Genomic DNA, 17,844 nt, shown 5'->3' with positions numbered 1-17,844 from the left:
TGCTCTCTGTTGCCATGAGGAGAGCGATGGAACGCGAGCCCAATCGACTGCTCCAGCAGCTCATCGCGGAAGCGGGCTTCTCGCACAAGGGGTTGGCCAGACGGCTCAACGACCTGGGCATCGCCCGCGGAACCCCCGGCCTGAAGTACGACCACAGCTCCGTCCTGCGCTGGATCGGTGGTCAGCGGCCGAGGGACCCCGTTCCATGCCTCCTGGCCGAGATCTTCGCGCTGCGCCTCGGGCGGCCGGTCACGGCGGAAGACCTCGGCATGCCGGCAATGAGCACCCCTCTCGATCTCGGACAGGAGTTCACGCACACGTGGCGGGAGGGGGTCGCGACAGTGACGGCACTGTGGCGGGCGGATGTGGAGAGGCGCAGGTTCCTGCTCGACTCCACGTTCGCGATCGGGGTGGGGTCCGTGGGGGCCGTGCGGTGGCTGACGTCGCCGCCCGAGGTACGTCCGTCGAGCGTGGGTGGGCGCAAGGTGGGCAAGGCAGACATCGCCGCGATCCATGAGGTCACGCGGTCGTTCGGGGAGCTCGACAACCGGTTCGGGAGCGGGCGCGTGCGCTCGTCGGTGGTGAAATATCTCGACACCGCGGTCACCCCCCTTCTCAAAGACGGTTCGTACGGCGAGCAGACCGGCAGGGAGCTCGCCGCCGCGGCCGCCGAGCTGACCAGGCTCGCCGGCTGGATGGCCTACGACCTGGAGCAGCACGGTCTGGCCCAGCGCTACCTCATCCAGGCCCTGCGCCTGGCCAGGGGCGCGGCCGACAACGGGCTCGGCAGCGAGATCCTGGCCGGGATGGCGCACCAGGCCATCTACATGGGCCAGCACGCACACGCCCTCGACCTGGCCCGCGCCGCCCAGCTCTCGGCGCAGCGCGCCGGTGTGCACACGCTCATGGCGGCGGGCCACGTGCTGGAGGCGCACGCCCACGCCGGGCTCGGTGACGCGCACGCGTGCTCCCAGGCTCTGGGGAAGGCCGAGGAGTCGTTCGGGCAGCGCACGCCGGGCGACGAACCCTCGTGGCTCGGCTACTTCGACGAGGCGTACCTGTCGGCGAAGTTCGCCCACTGCTACCGGGACCTGGGTGACGGGAGGCGCACCGTCGAGCACGCCCGCCGCTCCCTGGTCATGGACGGGCGCTACGTGCGGGGGCGCATGTTCAACCTGTCGTTGCTGGCCGCCGGGTTGCTGCAGAGCGGGGAGGTCGAGGAGTCGTGCTCCGTGGCGTCCGACGCGTTCGCGCTGGCGGGGGAGCTGCAGTCGGCCAGGACCAGGTCGTACGCGGCGGACCTGCGCAGGCGGCTGGAGCCGCATCTGGATTTAGTCACCAATCTTGACGGTCACTGATTCTTACTATATCGTCGAAGACATGACGATCCTGATCACCGGTGCTACCGGAAATGTGTCCAGTGCCCTTCTTCGCTCCCTTCCGTCGGAGGATGTCCGAGTCCTTGTCCGCGATGCCTCGAAGGCGCCTTCGGGTGTTTCCGACGTTGTCGTCGGCGACCTGGACGACCCCTCCTCGCTGGCTGCCGCCTTCGACGGTGTCGACACCCTCTGGCTGCTGACCGCGATGGGGCCGCAGGCTCCGCACGCCAGCATGAACGCGGTGTGGGCGGCTCGCGAGGCCGGTGTGCGCCACATCGTGCGGCTGTCCGCGATCGGGGCGGCGCACGACGCGCCGACCCGCAACGGGCGGTTGCACGCGCTGTCGGACAACGAGCTGCGCGCGTCCGGCATCGACTGGACGATCATCAAGCCCGCCTTCTTCATGCAGAACCTGCTCGGCTCCGTCGTGGGCGGCACCTTCTACGGGCCCACAGGTTCAGGGAAGCTGGGACTGATCGACGTCCGCGACATCGCGTCGTTCGCGGCCGAGGTTCTTCGTAACCCCACGCCGCACGCGGGCAAGACCTACACGATCACCGGCCCGTCGAGCATCTCCCTGGGCGAGGCGGCCGAGTCCATCGGCGCTGCCTACCAGCCGGTCTCCTCGGAAGACGCCTATGCGGCGATGATCGGGGCCGGGATGGGGGAGTGGGTGTCCGCGGTGAGCGTCGAGTACGGCAAGGCGTACTCGGCGGGGTGGGGCGACTTCACCACCCCCGACTTCGAGTCGGTCGTCGGGCGTCCCGCGGGGTCGTTCGTCGACTTCGCCCGCGATCACGCGCTGGTGTGACCCTCTTTGAGAAGGCCGCCCGGGGTATGGACCCCGGACGGCCTTCTCCCCTTTACTGCAGGAGTTCGCCGTTGGGTCCGACGATCCTCTTGGTCTCGGCGTAGTTGGCCTTGTTGTAGACGTCGGCCGTCTCGCCGTCGAAGTAGGCGGAGCTGATGGTGTCGATGCGGTCATTGCCGTCGGTGTCGTGGAACAGGCTGGTGACACCGTTGACGTAGCCGAGACGCTTGGCGTTGCTGTACTTGATGAGCCAGGGACCGCCGTCGGCGCCGGGGGTCATGGAGCACTTGAGCACCTGGTGGGTTTCCACCTTGAAGGTGTTGACCTGGTAGGACTTGGTGCCGGTCTTGCCGTAGCAGTACTTGGGCGTGAGACCGGTGTAGGCCTTGTGACCGTCGGGGTGGGGGGCGCTGGGGTACCCGAAGACGAACGTCTGCTGGGCCAGCGGCTGGTTCCACGCGAACCCCTGCCCACCAACCACATCGCCGAGCCGACCGGTGTCCTTGGCGATGCCGATGAAGTAGTGGTCGCGGTAGTACTTCTGGTACTTCTCGCTCGGCTTGACCCACTGCTTGACGTAGTAGCGGCTGTAGTACCAGGCGGTCTCGGTGCCGTTCCTGTCCTTGTCGGCTTCAAGCTTGCCGAGGACCTTCCCGGCCGCCTTCTCCGCGACGAGCTTCTTGTACTCTTCGAGGCTGATGGCGTCGCGCGTGGACTCGTACTGCTCGCCGTTCACGTTGGCCGTGGTGGACTTGGCGGCCTTGCCGTACTCGAGGTCGGTGACCTCGACCTTGGTCAGGACCTTCGCGCCCGTGTAGTCGTGGCCGACCTTCTCCGGGCTGGTGTCGAAGTCCTTCGACCAGTACGGCCCGGCCACGCCGTACTTGGCGAAGCCCGCGTCGTACTCGTCCTTCTTGACCTCTTCGCTCTGGACCCACTTGTCGCCGGCCCAGTCGTGGAACTCGCCCTTGGTGACCTCTTTGTTCCCGGCCAGCGCGAACCCGTTGTTCACCGCGACGAAGGCGTAGTCGCCGTCGAAGTCGTCATAGGTGTCGAGGTCGTAGTGCGTGAAGGCGTAGGCGCCCGAGTACACGCCCCACGGCGCCTTGCCCTGGTAGTAGCCGGGGATGAAGACCCACTTGGAGAAGACGTCCTTGCCCTCTTCGTACACGCAGTGGCCCGCGGTGACGACCAGGTTGCGGTGCCTGGACTGGATGGAGGTCGCGGAGCACCAGCGGTAGTTGCCCTTGCGGTCGAGGAAGAACACCTTGCCGATGGTCCTGGGCAGGTTGACGTTCTGCACCTTGCCGCCGGACCCGGTGGTTCCAGTGGGGGCGGTCATGCCGGGCTTGCCGTCGTCACCGCCCTTGGACTGGCTGGGGACGATCTTGGCGACGTCCTTGGAGTCGTAGGCGTACTCGGTGGCCTTCTTGAGAGCCGCGCCGTTGGCGTCCAGCCAGAAGGCGGCGGTGCCGTACGCGTCTGCGGGAGTGGCGGCCAGGGCGTCTTTGACCCAGTCGGGGGTGGCTTGAGCCGGGGTCGCCAGAGCAGCAGCCGTGAGACCGGCTACGGCGAGAGGAAGGAGAAGGCGCTTCAAGGGGGTGCTCCACGGGAGGTGCAGGAGGGGTTATTGAACCCTATCGGTCCTGAGATCTCCCTGGTAGGGGAGTTTCCTGAGAGTTGCCTGTAAAAGGCCGAAGGGCCCGGCTTGCGCCGAGCCCTTCGGTTTGAAGCAGGTGAGCTGAGGTTTGGACCCCCAACTCGGTGGAGCGTGAGACTACTTGGACAGGACCGGGCCCGACCAAACGTTCTTCGCCGCGCTGTAGACAGCGTTGGTCTCGCCGTCGAAGTACGGGGAGGAGATGTAGTCGACACGGTCGTTGCCGTCGGTGTCCCAGAACAGGCTGGTGACGCCGTTGACGTAGCCGAGACGCTTGGCGTTGCTGTACTTGAGCAGCCAGGGGCCACCGTCGTACCCGCCGGTCACGGCGCACTTCAGAGCAACGTGCTCCTCGACCTTCTTGGAGGCAGCAACCGTCGCCTTGGCGCCGGTCTTGCCGTAGCACCACTTCGGCGTAACACCGGTGTACGGCTTGCTGCCGTCGGGGTGCTCAGCCGAGGGGTAACCGAAGGTGCGGACGTACTTGCCGGTGGGCTGGTTCCAGGCGAAGCCCTGGCCACCAACGTTGTCACCCAGGCGACCGGCGTCGGCGACGACGTGCTCAACGACATAGAACTTGTCGCTGTGGTAGGTCGTCTCGGTGACGTTCTTCAGCACCCACACGTAGAGGAAGTACTTCTCTACGATGTAGTTGCCGCCCTTGTCGATGAACTTGTAGCCCGGGCCGGTGTACTTGTCGTACTCGTCCTTGGTGGCGAAGTACTCCTGGTACGACTGAGCCTTGCTGAAGTTGTCGGGCTGGACGCCCGGGTAGTTCGGCGCAGCGTCAGTGGGCTCGGGGGCGGCGAGGTACTTGTCCCGGCCAACCTCGATCTGGGTCAGCTTGGTGTCGGGGTGACCCGGGCTACCCAGCTTGTCAGACTTGGTGGTCAGGGAGTAGCAGTCCGGCGTCTCCGGCTTGTTGACCGGGCCGTGGCACGCGTCGTACTCAGCCTTGGTCAGGCTCTTCGTGTCAACGTACTTCTGACCCTTGTACGCGTCGTACTCGGCCTTGGAGACCTCGCGCGACTTGTTGAGGGTGCCCTTGAGGCCGTTGTAAACGGTGACGAACGCGTAGTCGCGGTCGTAGTCCTCGTAGACGTCGAAGTCGTAGTGCGTGAACGCCTGCTTGCCGATGTACAGGCCCCAGGGAGCCTTGCCCTGGTAGTAACCCGGGACGAAGACCCAGCGGGAGACGACCTCGTCGTTGCCGGCGACGTCGTACACGCAGTGACCAGCGGTCGCAACCAGGTTGCGGTAGTTGGCCTGGATCGAGGTGCCGGAGCACCAGTACAGCTTGCCGTCACGACCCTCGAAGAAGACCTTGCCGATGGTCTTGGGCAGGTTCACGTTCTGAACCTTGGCCGAGACCTTCTTCTCCTCGCCAATCGGCGGGGTGACACCGGGCTTGCCGTCGGGCGAGTAACCGCCCTTGGACACGATCTTCTTGATGTCCTTGTAGTCGTAGTGGTACGCCTCAGCGGACTTGAGGGCGGCGCCGTCCGACTTGGTCCAGAAGTCGAGGATGGCCCCGACCTGGGCCTCACGGGCGAGCACGTCAGTGGCGACGTCGGTGCCAGCCTGAGCGGTACCGGCAAGACCGGCGGCCAGGAGACCAGTGGCCAGAACGGCACCACTGGCGGGGAGGAGGATGCGCTTCAAGGTAACTCCTTGCGCTGTCGTGGAACGCCTCTTGCGTCCCAGGCGTCAGTAAAGGGATAGCCAGGAACATACAGTGTTGATCTTGGGAACAGGAACCCGCTTTGGTGGGAAAAGATGGACCAAGGAGGGCGTGATCGTTCCGTGATGTTTGCGGGGGTAGCGCTCATGACGTGGCAGATCGGGCCTTAAACCGCATATCCGCAGATCAGCATAAAGATGTTGTTAGTGTGACGGTGGTGGCTGGAGTGTTGCTCTGGTCGGCCACGCGTTCTGTGTGTGACGCAGATCACATTGGATTGATGGCACCGTATCGGCGCTCCACGCGTCCAAGGGGCCCACAAAAACGACTGAGGGGCCCGGCTATGCCGGGCCCCTCAGCCTTTACAGGGGTCAGAAACCCCCACGCTCAACCACTAGTTGACGATCTTGCCGGACCACACGTTCTTCGCGGCGTTGTAGACCGAGGCGGTCTCGCCGTCGAAGTACGGGGAGGTGATCGTGTCAACGCGGTCGTTGCCGTCCTGGTCGGCGAAGGTGCTCGTGACACCGTTCACGTAGCCGAGACGCTTGGCGTTGCTGTACTTGAGGAGCCAGGGGCCACCGTCGGCGCCCTCGGTCATCGCGCACTTGAGCGCGACGTGCTCCTCGATCTTCTTGGCGGCGGCCTGAACCGTCTTGGCGCTGGTCTTGCCGTAGCACCACTTGGGCGTGACGCCCGTGTAGGGCTTGTTGCCGTCGGGGTGCGGGGCGGCCGGGTAACCGAACACGCGGACGTACTTGCCCGTGGGCTGGTTCCAGGCGAAGCCCTGGCCGCCGACGTTGTCACCGAGGCGACCGGCGTCCTTGAGGTCGTTGGAGACCACGTAGAACTCATCGGCGTAGTACTTGATCGTCGTGACGTCCTTGACGACCCAGACGTTCAGGAAGTACTGCTCGACGATGTAGTTGCCGTACTTGTCGACGAACTTGTAGCCGGGGCCCGTGTACTTGTCGTACTCGTCCTTGGTGGCGAACGTCTTCTGAAGGGTGCCGGCCTGCGTGTAGTTGGCGGGCTGGTCACCCTTCTTGCTGGGGGCAGCGTCGCCCTCGGGCTTGGGGGCGGCAAGGTACTTGTCCCTGCTGACCTCAAGGCTGGTCAGAGCGGTCTTGTCGCTGTCCGGGCTGCCGACCTCGTCAGCCTTGGTGGTCTTCGAGTAGCACTCGGCGCGCTCGGGAGCGTTGTCCGGCCCCTTGCAGTTGTCGTACTCCGCCTTGGTGATCTCGTGCGTCTTGACGTACTTCTCGCCCTTGTGGGCCTTGTAGACGTCCTCGGAAACCTTCTTGGAGTTTCCGATGGTGCCCGAGATGCCGTTGTAGACCGTGACGAACGCGTAGTCGCGGTCGTAGTCCTCGTAGACGTCGAAGTCGTAGTGGGTGAAGGCCTGCTTGCCCACGTAGATGCCCCAAGGAGCCTTGCCCTGGTAGTAACCCGGGACGAAGACCCACTTGGACATGGTGTCCGTGTTACCAGCCGTGTCGTACACGCAGTGGCCGGCCGTGGAGACCAGGTTGCGGTAGTTCGACTGGATCGAGGTGGCGGAACACCACTTCTTCTCGCCCTTGGAGTTGACGAAGAACACCTTGCCGATGGTCTTCGGCATGTTGACGTTCTGGACCTTGGCGGTCGTCTTCTTCTCTTCGCCGATCGGCGGGGTCACACCAGGCTTGGAGTCGGGCGAGTAGCCGCCCTTGCTCTTGATCTTGGTGATGTCCTTGTTGTCCCAGACGTTCGAGGCGGTGGCAGCCTTGAGGGCGGCACCGTTCGAGTCGGCCCAGAAGGACGCGATGTCCTGGGCGACGGCGGCGTTCTTCGCCATCGGGTCAGTGGCGACGTCGCCGGCGGCCTGAGCCGTTCCGGCGAGGCCGGCGGCCAGCAGACCGGTGGCCAGTACGGCGCCGCTGGCGGGGATGAGGATGCGCTTCAAGGGTGTTGCTCCTTGCTCTGTCGTGAGGCGCGACATGCGCCCCATGCGTCAGTAAAGGGATAGCAAGGAACATACATGGGGGATCTTCGCAGGTGGAAGGCGTTTCGACCCATCTGGTAGACAGCCTTACCGCCGTGACCTTGTTGTTATCAGTCAGAGATAAATGCGGCGCGTGTCCGAAGGGCTACGTTCTTACTGGCCACAGGGGGGTTGCTTCGGATGTGACAAAAGTGCCGTAAGGGGAGCAACACAACCCGTGACTAGCGAAATGTGATCCAGATCACAGGGAACTCATGGCACCGAATCCCGGTGATCCACGTCTAAGAACGCTCCACAGAGAGAGTGGCCGCGTTTTGGCATCCTCGCCACCTAGAGGGCGGAGAGTCCCGCCTGCCGCATGTACGGCGTCGGGTGGGTTACTGCTTCTCGGCGCGGTGCCAGGACATGTCCCGGTCTTACCTGTGCTCCACAGTCATTTAGCCTGTCCGCCTGCCCGGCGGCCAGGATGTTGATCGCGGCGTTCACGTCGCGGTCATGGGTCGCCCCGCACGTGCAGGTCCATGATCGGACATGGAGGGGCATTCTCTCGATCACTGTCCCGCACGCCGAGCACCGCTTGCTGCTAGGGAACCAGCGATTGATCTTGGCGAAGGTACGGCCAAACCGTTTCGCTTTGTACTCCAGCATGCCAACGAACTGGGCCCAGCCCGCGTCGTGCACGCTCTTTGCAAGCTTGGTGCGCGCCAGACCGGACACAGGCAGATCCTCCACGTATACCGCTTGGTTGTCGCGGATCAACGCGGTGGACAGCTTGTGGGCGAAGTCGCGGCGGGTGTCGGTCGCTCTGGCATGTGCCCTGGCCACCGCCCTCGTTGCTTTCTGCCTGTTGGCTGAGTCTTTCTCCTTACGACTCAGTGCTTTCTGTGCTTTGCGCAGCTTCTTGGCCGCACGGCGCAGGATTCGCGGGTTGGCCACCTTTGACCCATCCGACAACACCGCGAAGTGCTTCAACCCCAAGTCGATTCCGATCTCGGTGTCTGCATCCGGCAGCTTCTCGTCCGTCGTCTGCACGACGAATGAGGCAAAGTATCGTCCTGCCGAATCCTTGATCACCGTCACGCTCGACGGCTCTGACGGCAACACCCTCGACCAGCGGACTGGTACATCCCCGATCTTCGGAAGGCGCAGGCTTCCGCCGGGGGTCAGCGCGAACCGGGCGTTCTTGGTGAACCGGATTGCCTGCCGGTTGTCCTTGCGCGACTTGAACCGGGGCGGTGCGACTCTGCGACCCTTGCGCTTGCCTGACAAGGAATTGAAGAAATTTCGGTAGGCGACATTCAGATCCGCCAGTGCCTGTTGGAGCACCACCGCGGACACCTCGCCCAGCCAAGAACGCTCCGATGTCGCCTTCGCCTGTGTGATCACCCTCTTGGAAAGGTCCCCGTCCGAGATGTACGGCAAGCCGTTCGCGCGGGCTTCCTGCCGTGCATGCAGCCCATCATTGAACACCGTCCGCGCGGATCCGAAGGCCCTGGCTAGCGCATTCCGCTGAACGAGGGTCGGGTAGAGACGAAAGTTGTACCGCAGCTGCACTGGTCAAGCCTCTCAGGGGGCACTGACAGAATCGGCGCGGTGATCTCCCGTATGGGCCTTCAGCCTGACCTGGGGCCGGGTAGTGACTCGATCCTTGTAGCCGATGATCAGTCTGATCGTCTGGCCCATTCTGAGCTTGGCACCTGCTCTGGGTGACTGGGCGAGCACGCGCTGGGTGCCTGGGGGGAGGGCGGCGTTCTCCCTGACGGACTCCTTGACCAGGCCGATCACCGGCTCCAGGTACGCGTCCGCCCAGACGGAGTCCTTGCCGACCAGGTCCGGCATCACCTTGTTCTTGCGGTAGAACACCGACTGGCCCGCGTTGAGCACCTTGACCGTCACGCGGCTGCCCGGCTGCACCTGGGTGCCGGCGGGGGGTTGCATGGCGTAGATGACGCAGGACTCATCGGGCAGGCAGAAGGATCCGGGGAAGAGGCCGGACTCGATGAGCGTCAGGCCGAGGCGCAGGGCGTCCGCCTCCGCGACGGTCAGCTGCTTTCCCTTCATGGGGGGTACAGTCACCGGCTTCCCTGGCGCCGAGGCACCGCAGCCGCCGACCAGAACCAGGACCAGGATCTGGGCGATCTTCAACACCATTTGTGCCTCCCACACCGCGAAGATCCCCGAGCTGATCAACGTAACGTTCCAAAACCCGCGTGGAGAGGGGTTTGTCCGCTATCGGTCAGAGTGCTCCCGGGGTGCCCAAAGGTCTAGCCAAAGCGCAAGGCGGCAGTCCTTGGTCCGGAAGCGGGACGTTGCTTACCCCGGGCCGACCGCCCTCCCACGCGGCGACATTGGTAAAGCTAGCCTGCTGGTGCGTCCGGGTGCCCGGCGAGACCACACCCGGGTAGTGACTGCAGAAGGCTGACACCTACTGCATATGTCCCGCTCGCTGCTGGTTTCGTCTGACCTCCTGCGCTGCCTGAGCGTGATTCGGGTGGTGATCGAGGCCACCTCCGACTACCAGAAGCCGGTCTTGTGCCTGCTGGAGGCGGTCCGGTTGGTCAACTCCCAACACGTCAAGCGCATGCCCGGCCAACCCAATACCGACAAGCTGGACGCGATCTGTCTGGCCACGTTCGCCGAACGGCAGATCACCCGCCCCAGCTTCGTGCCTCCACCGCCCATAATCCGCCCCCAGGTCGAGTTGCCCGTGGGATCACCAGTTCTGGATCAGCTTCATGAAGCGTGTCGCATGCGAGGCGGGGTGTTTGTGTGCGGTCTCCGAACGGACGGACACTGCCAGAAGTGGCCCACCACAGCAGGACCAGGGGCGGGCGTGGGGGAAATGCCGAAGGGGCCCGGCGGGTGACCGCCGGGCCCCTTCAACAAAGGGTGCTACTTGTACAGTTCGCCGTTCGGGCCGACGATCTTGCCGGACGCGACGTTCTTCGCGGCGTTGTACACAGCCGCCGTCTCGCCGTCGAAGTACGGGGACGTGATCATGTCGATCCTGTCGTTCCCGTCCTGGTCGGCGAAGGTGCTGGTGACGCCGTTCACGTAACCCAGCCGCTTCGCGTTGCTGTAGTTGAGGAGCCACGGCCCGCCGTCGTACCCGGGGGTCACGGCGCACTTGAGGCCGATGTGCTCCTCGATCTTGAGCCACGACGCACCGACCGCCTTGGCCGTGGTGGGGCCGTAGCAGGTCTTCGGGGTCACGCCCGTGTACGCCTTGTGGCCGTCGGGGTGCGGCGCGGCGGGGTAGCCGAACGCGCGGACCGTCTTGCCGGTCGCCTGGTTCCAGGCGAAGCCCTGACCGCCGACGTTGTCGCCGAGGCGACCGGCGTCCTTGGAGAGCGCGATGTAGAAGTGACCGTCACGCGACCACTTCGGGCCGACGAAACGCTCGTAGTCCTTGCGGTCCACCTGCTTCACGCCGTCGAACGCGATGCCGTTGTAGACGGTGACGAACGCGTAGTCGCGGTCGTAGTCCTCGTAGACGTCGAAGTCGTAGTGGGTGAAGGCCTGCTTGCCCACGTAGATGCCCCAGGGCGCCTTGCCCTGGTAGTAACCGGGCACGAAGACCCAGTTGTCCATGACGGCGCGGTTGCCGTCGGTGTCGTAGACGCAGTGGCCCGCGGTGGCGACCAGGTTGCGGTAGTTGGCCTGGATCGAGGTCGCGGAGCACCAGCGGAACTTGCCGCCCGCGTCGACGAAGAAGACCTTGCCGATCGTCTTGGGCAGGTTCACGTTCTGCGCGCGGCCACCGGACTTCTCGGAACCGGTGGGCGCGGTGACGCCAGGACGGCCGTCAGGGCTGTATCCACCCTTGGAGACGACCTTCTTGACCTCGTTCGCGTCCCAGTAGTACGCCGAGGCGGCGCGGAGGGCGGCGCCGTTCGACGCGGCCCAGAAGGAAGCGACCGACGCCGCCTCCTTGGTGTTGTTGGCCATCGGGTCGGTGGCGACGTCGTCAGCGGCCTGGGCGGAGCCGACGAGCCCCGACATCAGCAGGCCGGTCGCTGCGACTGCGCCGGAGATCGGGAGGAAGATTCGTTTCACGAGATCGAAAACCTACCGGGCTGACTCTGGTCATGGGAATTACCGGAAGATCATGTCAAGGGGCGAAATGTCCGAAGTAATCGGAACGAGATCGACATCGGTGCAGATCACTCGGCAAGGCCGTACCAGCGAAAGTGAGTTAGGTCACACTTCAGGAGTCGCGACCCTCGGCGTGCCTGTAGACCTCGTAGGTCACGGCGGTGAACGCGGGGGAGGAGATCGCGTCGTACTTGCCCTGCGTGCCCTGCCACGTGAGGCTGTTGATGCCGTTGAGGACGCCCAGCTTGGTCGACGGCTGGAAGTTCAGCAGCCACGGCCCGCCGCTCGCGCCGGCGCTGAAGTCGCATCCGCGCAGCTGCACACCCTGGTCGAGACCGCGGGCCGGGGCGACGGTCTTGTTGGTCATCCCCTCGCAGGTCTTCAGCGTGCGGCCGTCGAAGGGGCGGGTGCCGTTCGGCTGCGCGCCCGCCGGGTAGCCGAAGGCGGTGATCTGGTTGCGGAACCCCTTGCCCGTGGTGAGTCCCTGGCCGCCGACGTTGTCCTGGAGCTGGCCCGCGTCCTGCAGGTCGAGGCTGCCGTCCTTGCCGGTCACCCAGCGGTAGCCGCGGTGCACGGTGACGAAGGCGAAGTCGCGGTCGTAGTCGGCCTGGCCGGCCCAGTCCTCGTGCATGCTGAGCGTCGCGCCGACGTAGAAGCCGTCCGGCGTGCTGCCGTCGGCGCCCGGGTTCGGGACGAAGATCCAGTTGTCGGCCGGGGCGGACTGGCGCACGTCGTAGGCGCAGTGCCCGGCGGTGGCGACGAGGTTGTGGCCCTTGGAGGCGACGGCGCTGGCCGAGCACCAGTACTCCTTGCCGCCGAAGAGGAAGAAGACCTTGCCCATGGTCCTGGCCGGGCCGCCCTTGGCGGGCGCGGCGGGCAGGACGTCGCGGACGGGGGTGGCCGCGGTCTTGGGTGCGGCGGAGGTCTTGGGTCCTGCGGTGGCGGCGGCCGCTGAGGTGGCGGTCGACTTGGCGCCGGGGGTCGCGGGGGTGGAGCTGTCGGCCTTCTTGAGCCGGTCGGGCTTCCAGTACTCGGCGACCTTCTTGGCGTCGGCCTCGGTCTTGGCGAGCGTGGCCGAGTAGATGTAGCTGGTGGCGGCGGAGGCGGTCCCGGTGAGGGCGGACGCCATCAGCAGCGCGCCGCCGATGGCAGCCGCTACGAGGGTCCTCGCCCGGGGGATCATGAAATGCCTTCCTTCGTGCCGTAAGGGGTGATTTTTCCAGATCAACAGGGTGTCGTGCAGCTCGGATCTGGATTCGTTATCTGATCAAGGGTGGTATACGCGTCGTAAGACCCCTGTGAAGGGCTTTAAATTACGGCGAAGCCGCCCCAAACGCCACCCGCCGTACGTGGCCGGCGCCCGTGGGAGGGAGACGCTCACCGAGCGGGCAAACCAACCGCCGTTACGGCGACCGTACCGCATTGAGCAGGGAAAAGCCCTGACGGGCCCGGACAGCGCCGAGCCCGTCAGGATCGAGGGTGCCCTACTTGGTCCAGAGGTTGGCCGCAGCCTTGTAGACCTTGTACGTGTCGCTGTTGAAGTACGGCGTCGAGATGTGGTCGTACCTGTCGTTGCCGTCGGTGTCCCACGCGACGCTGTTCACGCCGTAGAGGTAGCCGGTCCGGCTCGCGCTCTTGTAGTTGTAGATGAACGGACCGCCACTGGCGCCCGCGGTGAAGGAGCACTTGAAGCCGACGTGCTCCTGCAGGTTGTACTTGGGCGCCTCGGGCATCGGAGCCGTCTTGCCGTAGCACCACTTCATGGTGCGGCCGGAGAACGGCTTGTCACCGTCGGGGTGCGCGCCGGCCGGGTAGCCGAACGAGAACACCGTCGCCTTGGTGCTGCGGTTCCAGGTGAAGCCCTGGCCGCCGACGTTGTCGCCGAGACGGCCGACGTTCTTGACGGTCGGACGCCACTGCCCGTCGATCTTCTCCCACTTGATCTTGATGCCGGAGTAGACGTTGACGAACGCGTAGTCGAAGTCGTAGTCCTCCTTCACCACGAAGTCGTCGTGCGCGTTGAACGTCTTGGCCGCGTAGATGCCGTAGGGAGCCTTGCCCTCCCACGCCTGGTCGCCGTCCCAGTAGGAGGGGATGAAGACCCAGTTGTCGTAGAAGGTGTTGTGCACGGTGTCGTAGACGCAGTGCGCCGACGTGGCCACCAGGTTGCGGTACTTGCTCTGCACGGAGCTGCCCGAGCAGAACTTCCAGCTCTTCGGGTCGTCCGGGTTGGCGCCGGGGAGGGTGAAGAACACCCGGCCGACCGTGTTGGGCAGGTTGAGCTGCTTGCTCTTGATCGTCTTGGTCTTCTCCTCGCCGATCGGCGGGACGGATCCGGGAGGACCGTCAGGCGTGGAGTTGGCCGCCTTGAGGCCCCTGACGCTCATGTCGAGACCGTCGGTGACGTCCGTGGCCGCCTTCATCTTCGCTGGCGTCCAGAACTCGGTGGCCTCCTGCTGGGAGGCTGCCGCCTGCTTGGAGATGACGTCGGTCGGGCCGGTCGCGCCTGCGCCGGCTGCTGTCGCGCCGATCCATCCGGTGGCCAGGAGGACACCGGCGAGGGGGATCGAGATGCGCCTTGCTCGGGAAAACATAGAGCTCCTTCCAAGTTCTCGGCGGCTCAGAGCGAGGTGCTGTGCCCCGGTGAGCCAGGAAAACGTTGGGAACGCTACTGAATGGCGCAAGGTGTGATCCAGGAAACGACGTCAAAAAGTCTGGGACGGTTCCATTCCGTTATTGAAATAACCAAATCGCATGTATTCAAAGAAAGCATTTCACCAGGTCGGAGCCGCAAAGAATTGACAGAAAACCCATCGGCAACATGCGCCACACTTATCACTGGAATATTGTTCTGCTTAGATATGAACATGAGCCCCCTCACTCCCTGCCTCGTCGGCGCCGCCCAGTTGACCATTCGCGAACAGCCCGGCCCTGAGCCCCTCGACCTCTGGGAGTCCGTGTCCCGGCGGGCGGCAGACGAGGCGAGGCTGCCGCTCGACCTGCTCGACTCCGTGCAGATCGTCTACAGCGACTCCTGGCAGTACGACGCCCCGGTGGACCGCCTGGCCGACCGGCTGGGGGCCGCGCCCAAGCACCGGGCCTACTCCAGGGTCAGCGGTACGGCTCCGCAACTGCTCATCGGCGCGGCGGCGGAGAGGATCGCGGGAGGTGAGCTGGAGGCGGCGCTGGTCGTGGGGGCTGAGGCGCTGGCCACGCGCCGGGCCTACCGTCAGGCCGGCGAGAGCGTCAGGTGGAGCCACCCCGCCGACCCCAAGCCGCCCTACGGCTGGGAACGGCCGCCGCACCCGGCGGAGCTGGCGCACGAGCTGTTCTTCCCCGTGCACACCTACGCGATCATGGAAACCGCGAGAAGAGCCGCCCGGGGTATGTCGATATTTCAGGAAATGGGGGATCGGGGGCGGCTCATGAGCCCCATGACCGAGGTCGCTGCGGCCAACCCCTACGCCTGGCGCAGAACCCCGCGCACCCCGGAGGAGCTGGCAGCAGACACCCGCTTCGTCGGCTGGCCGTACACCAAGGGCACGGTCGCGATCATGGAGGTCGACCAGGCAGCGGCCGTCGTCCTGGTCAGCACCAGGCTCGCCGACCGCCTGGGAATCCCGCAGAGCCAGCGCACCTACCTGCGCGGCTGGGCCTACGCCGAGGACACCTGGGAGGTGGCGGCGAGACCGGAGCTCGGCGCCTCGACAGCCATCGCGAAAGCCGCGGAAGCCGCGACCCAGCGAGCGGGTCTGGGCCTGGAGGACATGCACGCCCTCGACGTCTACAGCTGCTTCGCCATCGCCATCAGGCAGGCCTGCGACGCGACCGGCATCGACCAGAACGACCCGCGCGGCCTGACCGTCACCGGCGGCCTGCCGTACGCCGGAGGGCCGGCCAGCAACTACGTGCTGCACTCGACCGCCACCATGGCGGGCCTGCTCAGGGACGGTGGCCACGGCCTGGTCACCGGTGTCGGGATGCACCTGACCAAGCACACCTACGCGATCTGGTCCAGCGAGCCTGGCGGCACGCTCGGGTCGGCCGCGCCGGTCCACGTGGCCGAGCCGGTGCCGATCGCCGACCTCTACGAGGGTCCCGCGTCGGTGGCCGGATACACCGTCGCGCACTCCCGCGACGGCGAGCCGGAGAAGGCCATCCTGGTGCTCGACCTGCCCGACGGCCGCCGCGCCCACGCCCAGGTACGGCAGGCCGACCTGATCGCCGACGCGGAGTCGCGCGAGCTCGTCGGCCAGCAGGTGACCATCACCACCAACGGGACGATCAATACCGCGATTTGGTGACATGCGGTTGTGAATTCGTGACCCCGGGCCAATTGCGGAGACACCTCCCGCTCAACTGAACTGTGCCCAAGGGAGGATCGCCGTGGACGTCATCGAAGCGGGATCGGCGGGCCGCAGGCGATGGCTGGGCATCGGGGTGCTGCTCGTTCTCGTCGGCGCGGGCATCCTCATCCTGATCACCAACAGGAAGGTGCCCGCCAAGCCGGCACCCGTCACGCCGTCGTCGATCAGCTCGATCGGCCCCATGGTCAGCGGCGCCAACAACCTGCTCCACCCCGTGCCCAGGAGGAAGGCCGGCAAGAAGGTCATCGACGTCGTCTTCCCCGACGGGCGGCGCGCCGAGGTGCGCTACCCGCCGCGCATCGCGCTCGACAACCTCGGGGCCAGGCCGTTCGTGGGCGGCTGGATCGACAGCGACATGATGCTCTTCCGCAGGCTGGAGGCGCCCTACTCGGGCGAGGCCGAGATCACCAGGGGCGGTGAGGCGATCAGGGAGTTCGCGCCGAACGTCACGTTGTGGCCGCGCCAGCCGGGCAGCGGTTCGGGCGGCCAGGTGCTGATGTTCGCCTTCGGCGACTGGCGGCTGGCCCTCTACGACCGGGCCGACGCGCTCACCTTCGAGCAGCGCGTCACCTGGGCGGAGAAGCTCAAGGGAAAGGTCACCAAGGACGGCTACCTCGTCCTGACGGCGACGCCCCCCGTCCGCCTGGCCGCGCCGGGCGAGATGGCCCGCGGCGAGCCGGTCGGTCCGCAACTGTGGTTCGGCGGGGCCGCGGGGGACATGGTGGCGATCATCCCCACCCCCGGCTGCGACGAGAGGTCCAGGATGCCGTCGATCATCGGCGGGCACGGGCGCTTCGCCCGCAAGGTGTGCCGGGGCGACGTGCTGGTGTGCGCCGTGGGCGAGCCGTCCTTCGTGCAGGAGGCGATCGCGGAGATCAGGGTGACTCTCAAGTAGGGTGCGGCCATGTTCGCCGTAACCGCCACACAGACCGACCCCGACAACCCGCTCGCCGGACTGACGCTGGGTGAGCACCCGGAGCCGAAGGCCCAGGACGGCTGGACCACGGTCACCGTCAAGGCGGCCGCGCTCAACCACCACGACCTCTGGACGCTCAAGGGCGTCGGCATCCGCCAGGACCGGCTGCCGATCGTGCTCGGCTGCGACGCCGCGGGCGTGGACGAGGACGGTAACGAGGTCATCGTGCACTCCGTCATCGGATCGGGCGCAGACGAGACCCTCGACCCCAAGCGCAGCCTGCTCTCCGAGGTCCACGACGGCACGTTCGCCGAGCGGGTCACCGTACCCAGAAGGAATCTCGTGCCCAAGCCGGCCGCGCTCAGCTTCGAGGAGGCGGCGTGTCTGCCCACGGCGTGGCTGACCGCCTACCGGATGTTGTTCGACAAGGCCGAGCTGCAGCCGGGCTCGACCGTGCTCGTCCAGGGCGCGGGCGGCGGCGTGGCCACCGCGCTCATCGCGCTCGGCCGCGCGGGCGGCTACCGGATGTGGGCCACCAGCAGGTCGGCCGAGAAGCGGGAGCGAGCCCTTCAAACGGGCGCCGACCAGGTCTTCGAGCCTGGCGCGCGGCTGCCGGAGCGGGTGGACGCGGTCATGGAGACCGTCGGTCAGGCCACCTGGGACCATTCGCTCAAGTCGCTGCGCCCCGGCGGCCGCATCGTGGTCTCCGGCGCGACCAGCGGCGCCGTGCCGCCCGCCGACCTCAACCGGGTGTTCTTCCTGCAGCTCTCCGTGGTCGGCTCGACCATGGGCACCCGCGACCAGCTCCAGCGCCTCGCGGTCTTCCTGGAGCAGACCGGGGTGCGCCCGGTCATCGACAGGGCGATGCCGATGACGCGGGCGCGCGACGGCTTCGCCGCGATGCACGAGGGCGACGTGTTCGGGAAGATAGTTTTCACCAGCTGAGTAAGT

General features: G+C 65.9%; 14 protein-coding genes. 6 read left to right on the top strand and 8 right to left on the bottom strand.

Annotation, left to right across the window (positions count from 1 at the left end):
- Nucleotides 1-26 precede the first annotated feature (26 nt).
- The gene (locus tag ACIBG8_RS41975) at nucleotides 27-1,358 is read left to right on the top strand and encodes a hypothetical protein (protein ID WP_397348806.1); all 1,332 of its coding nucleotides are present in this window, start codon (nucleotides 27-29) and stop codon (nucleotides 1,356-1,358) included.
- A gap of 22 nt (nucleotides 1,359-1,380) precedes the next feature.
- Nucleotides 1,381-2,190, top strand: a complete 810-nt coding sequence (locus ACIBG8_RS41970; RefSeq protein WP_397348805.1) for an SDR family oxidoreductase — start codon at nucleotides 1,381-1,383, stop codon at nucleotides 2,188-2,190.
- A gap of 52 nt (nucleotides 2,191-2,242) precedes the next feature.
- On the opposite strand, the gene ACIBG8_RS41965 is transcribed toward ACIBG8_RS41970, so the two are convergent.
- The 5 genes from ACIBG8_RS41965 to ACIBG8_RS41945 form a co-directional block, all read right to left on the bottom strand.
- On the bottom strand, nucleotides 2,243-3,787 hold the full coding sequence (locus tag ACIBG8_RS41965; RefSeq protein WP_397348804.1) for a hypothetical protein: 1,545 nt from the start codon (nucleotides 3,785-3,787) through the stop codon (nucleotides 2,243-2,245).
- Between the two features lie 180 nt (nucleotides 3,788-3,967).
- Nucleotides 3,968-5,512 (bottom strand): trypsin-like serine peptidase, encoded by a 1,545-nt coding sequence (locus ACIBG8_RS41960; RefSeq protein ID WP_397348803.1) that lies wholly within the window; start codon nucleotides 5,510-5,512, stop codon nucleotides 3,968-3,970.
- A 413-nt stretch (nucleotides 5,513-5,925) separates the two neighbouring features.
- On the bottom strand, nucleotides 5,926-7,476 hold the full coding sequence (locus ACIBG8_RS41955; RefSeq protein ID WP_397348802.1) for a trypsin-like serine peptidase: 1,551 nt from the start codon (nucleotides 7,474-7,476) through the stop codon (nucleotides 5,926-5,928).
- A gap of 369 nt (nucleotides 7,477-7,845) precedes the next feature.
- Entirely contained in the window at nucleotides 7,846-9,069 is a 1,224-nt protein-coding gene (locus tag ACIBG8_RS41950) for an RNA-guided endonuclease InsQ/TnpB family protein (protein WP_397348801.1), read from the bottom strand.
- 12 nt (nucleotides 9,070-9,081) lie between these two features.
- Complete coding sequence (locus ACIBG8_RS41945; RefSeq protein ID WP_397348800.1) at nucleotides 9,082-9,666, bottom strand: PASTA domain-containing protein; 585 nt, start codon at nucleotides 9,664-9,666, stop codon at nucleotides 9,082-9,084.
- Nucleotides 9,667-9,949: 283 nt separating this feature from the next.
- Here ACIBG8_RS41945 and ACIBG8_RS41940 point away from each other — a divergent pair, with 283 nt between their 5' ends.
- Nucleotides 9,950-10,381 carry a hypothetical protein gene (locus ACIBG8_RS41940; RefSeq protein ID WP_397348799.1) on the top strand — a complete coding sequence of 144 codons (432 nt, stop codon included), beginning with the start codon at nucleotides 9,950-9,952 and terminating at the stop codon, nucleotides 10,379-10,381.
- A 26-nt stretch (nucleotides 10,382-10,407) separates the two neighbouring features.
- Here ACIBG8_RS41940 and ACIBG8_RS41935 read toward each other — a convergent pair whose 3' ends face one another.
- The 3 genes from ACIBG8_RS41935 to ACIBG8_RS41925 all read right to left on the bottom strand — a co-directional run bounded on the left by ACIBG8_RS41935 (nucleotide 10,408) and on the right by ACIBG8_RS41925 (nucleotide 14,204).
- On the bottom strand, nucleotides 10,408-11,571 hold the full coding sequence (locus ACIBG8_RS41935) for a trypsin-like serine peptidase (RefSeq protein ID WP_397348798.1): 1,164 nt from the start codon (nucleotides 11,569-11,571) through the stop codon (nucleotides 10,408-10,410).
- Nucleotides 11,572-11,722: 151 nt separating this feature from the next.
- Nucleotides 11,723-12,793: a trypsin-like serine peptidase gene (locus ACIBG8_RS41930; RefSeq protein ID WP_397348797.1), complete on the bottom strand. Its 1,071-nt coding sequence runs from the start codon at nucleotides 12,791-12,793 to the stop codon at nucleotides 11,723-11,725.
- A 301-nt stretch (nucleotides 12,794-13,094) separates the two neighbouring features.
- Nucleotides 13,095-14,204, bottom strand: coding sequence for a trypsin-like serine peptidase (locus ACIBG8_RS41925; protein WP_397348796.1), 1,110 nt, complete (start codon nucleotides 14,202-14,204; stop codon nucleotides 13,095-13,097).
- A gap of 273 nt (nucleotides 14,205-14,477) precedes the next feature.
- On the opposite strand from ACIBG8_RS41925, the gene ACIBG8_RS41920 reads away from it, so the two are divergent.
- The 3 genes from ACIBG8_RS41920 (at nucleotide 14,478) to ACIBG8_RS41910 (ending at nucleotide 17,838) form a co-directional block, all read left to right on the top strand.
- Nucleotides 14,478-15,914, top strand: coding sequence for an acetyl-CoA synthetase (locus tag ACIBG8_RS41920; RefSeq protein WP_397348795.1), 1,437 nt, complete (start codon nucleotides 14,478-14,480; stop codon nucleotides 15,912-15,914).
- 82 nt (nucleotides 15,915-15,996) lie between these two features.
- Nucleotides 15,997-16,872, top strand: coding sequence for a hypothetical protein (locus tag ACIBG8_RS41915; protein ID WP_397348794.1), 876 nt, complete (start codon nucleotides 15,997-15,999; stop codon nucleotides 16,870-16,872).
- 9 nt (nucleotides 16,873-16,881) lie between these two features.
- The gene (locus tag ACIBG8_RS41910) at nucleotides 16,882-17,838 is read left to right on the top strand and encodes a zinc-binding dehydrogenase (protein ID WP_397348793.1); all 957 of its coding nucleotides are present in this window, start codon (nucleotides 16,882-16,884) and stop codon (nucleotides 17,836-17,838) included.
- Nucleotides 17,839-17,844 lie beyond the last annotated feature (6 nt).

Source organism: Nonomuraea sp. NPDC050556 (assembly GCF_044457355.1).
In the GTDB taxonomy this organism is placed as follows: Bacteria; Actinomycetota; Actinomycetes; order Streptosporangiales; family Streptosporangiaceae; genus Nonomuraea.
Note: the sequence above shows the minus strand (reverse complement) of the source record. Positions and strands in the feature narration are given on the sequence as shown.

Coding starts and splice junctions, on each gene's coding strand:
- ACIBG8_RS41970 (WP_397348805.1), top strand. CDS start 1,381: ATGACGATCCTGATCACCGGTGCTACCGGAAATGTGTCCAGTGCCCTT.
- ACIBG8_RS41940 (WP_397348799.1), top strand. CDS start 9,950: ATGTCCCGCTCGCTGCTGGTTTCGTCTGACCTCCTGCGCTGCCTGAGC.
- ACIBG8_RS41975 (WP_397348806.1), top strand. CDS start 27: ATGGAACGCGAGCCCAATCGACTGCTCCAGCAGCTCATCGCGGAAGCG.
- ACIBG8_RS41910 (WP_397348793.1), top strand. CDS start 16,882: ATGTTCGCCGTAACCGCCACACAGACCGACCCCGACAACCCGCTCGCC.
- ACIBG8_RS41920 (WP_397348795.1), top strand. CDS start 14,478: ATGAGCCCCCTCACTCCCTGCCTCGTCGGCGCCGCCCAGTTGACCATT.
- ACIBG8_RS41945 (WP_397348800.1), bottom strand. CDS start 9,666: ATGGTGTTGAAGATCGCCCAGATCCTGGTCCTGGTTCTGGTCGGCGGC.
- ACIBG8_RS41925 (WP_397348796.1), bottom strand. CDS start 14,204: ATGTTTTCCCGAGCAAGGCGCATCTCGATCCCCCTCGCCGGTGTCCTC.
- ACIBG8_RS41930 (WP_397348797.1), bottom strand. CDS start 12,793: ATGATCCCCCGGGCGAGGACCCTCGTAGCGGCTGCCATCGGCGGCGCG.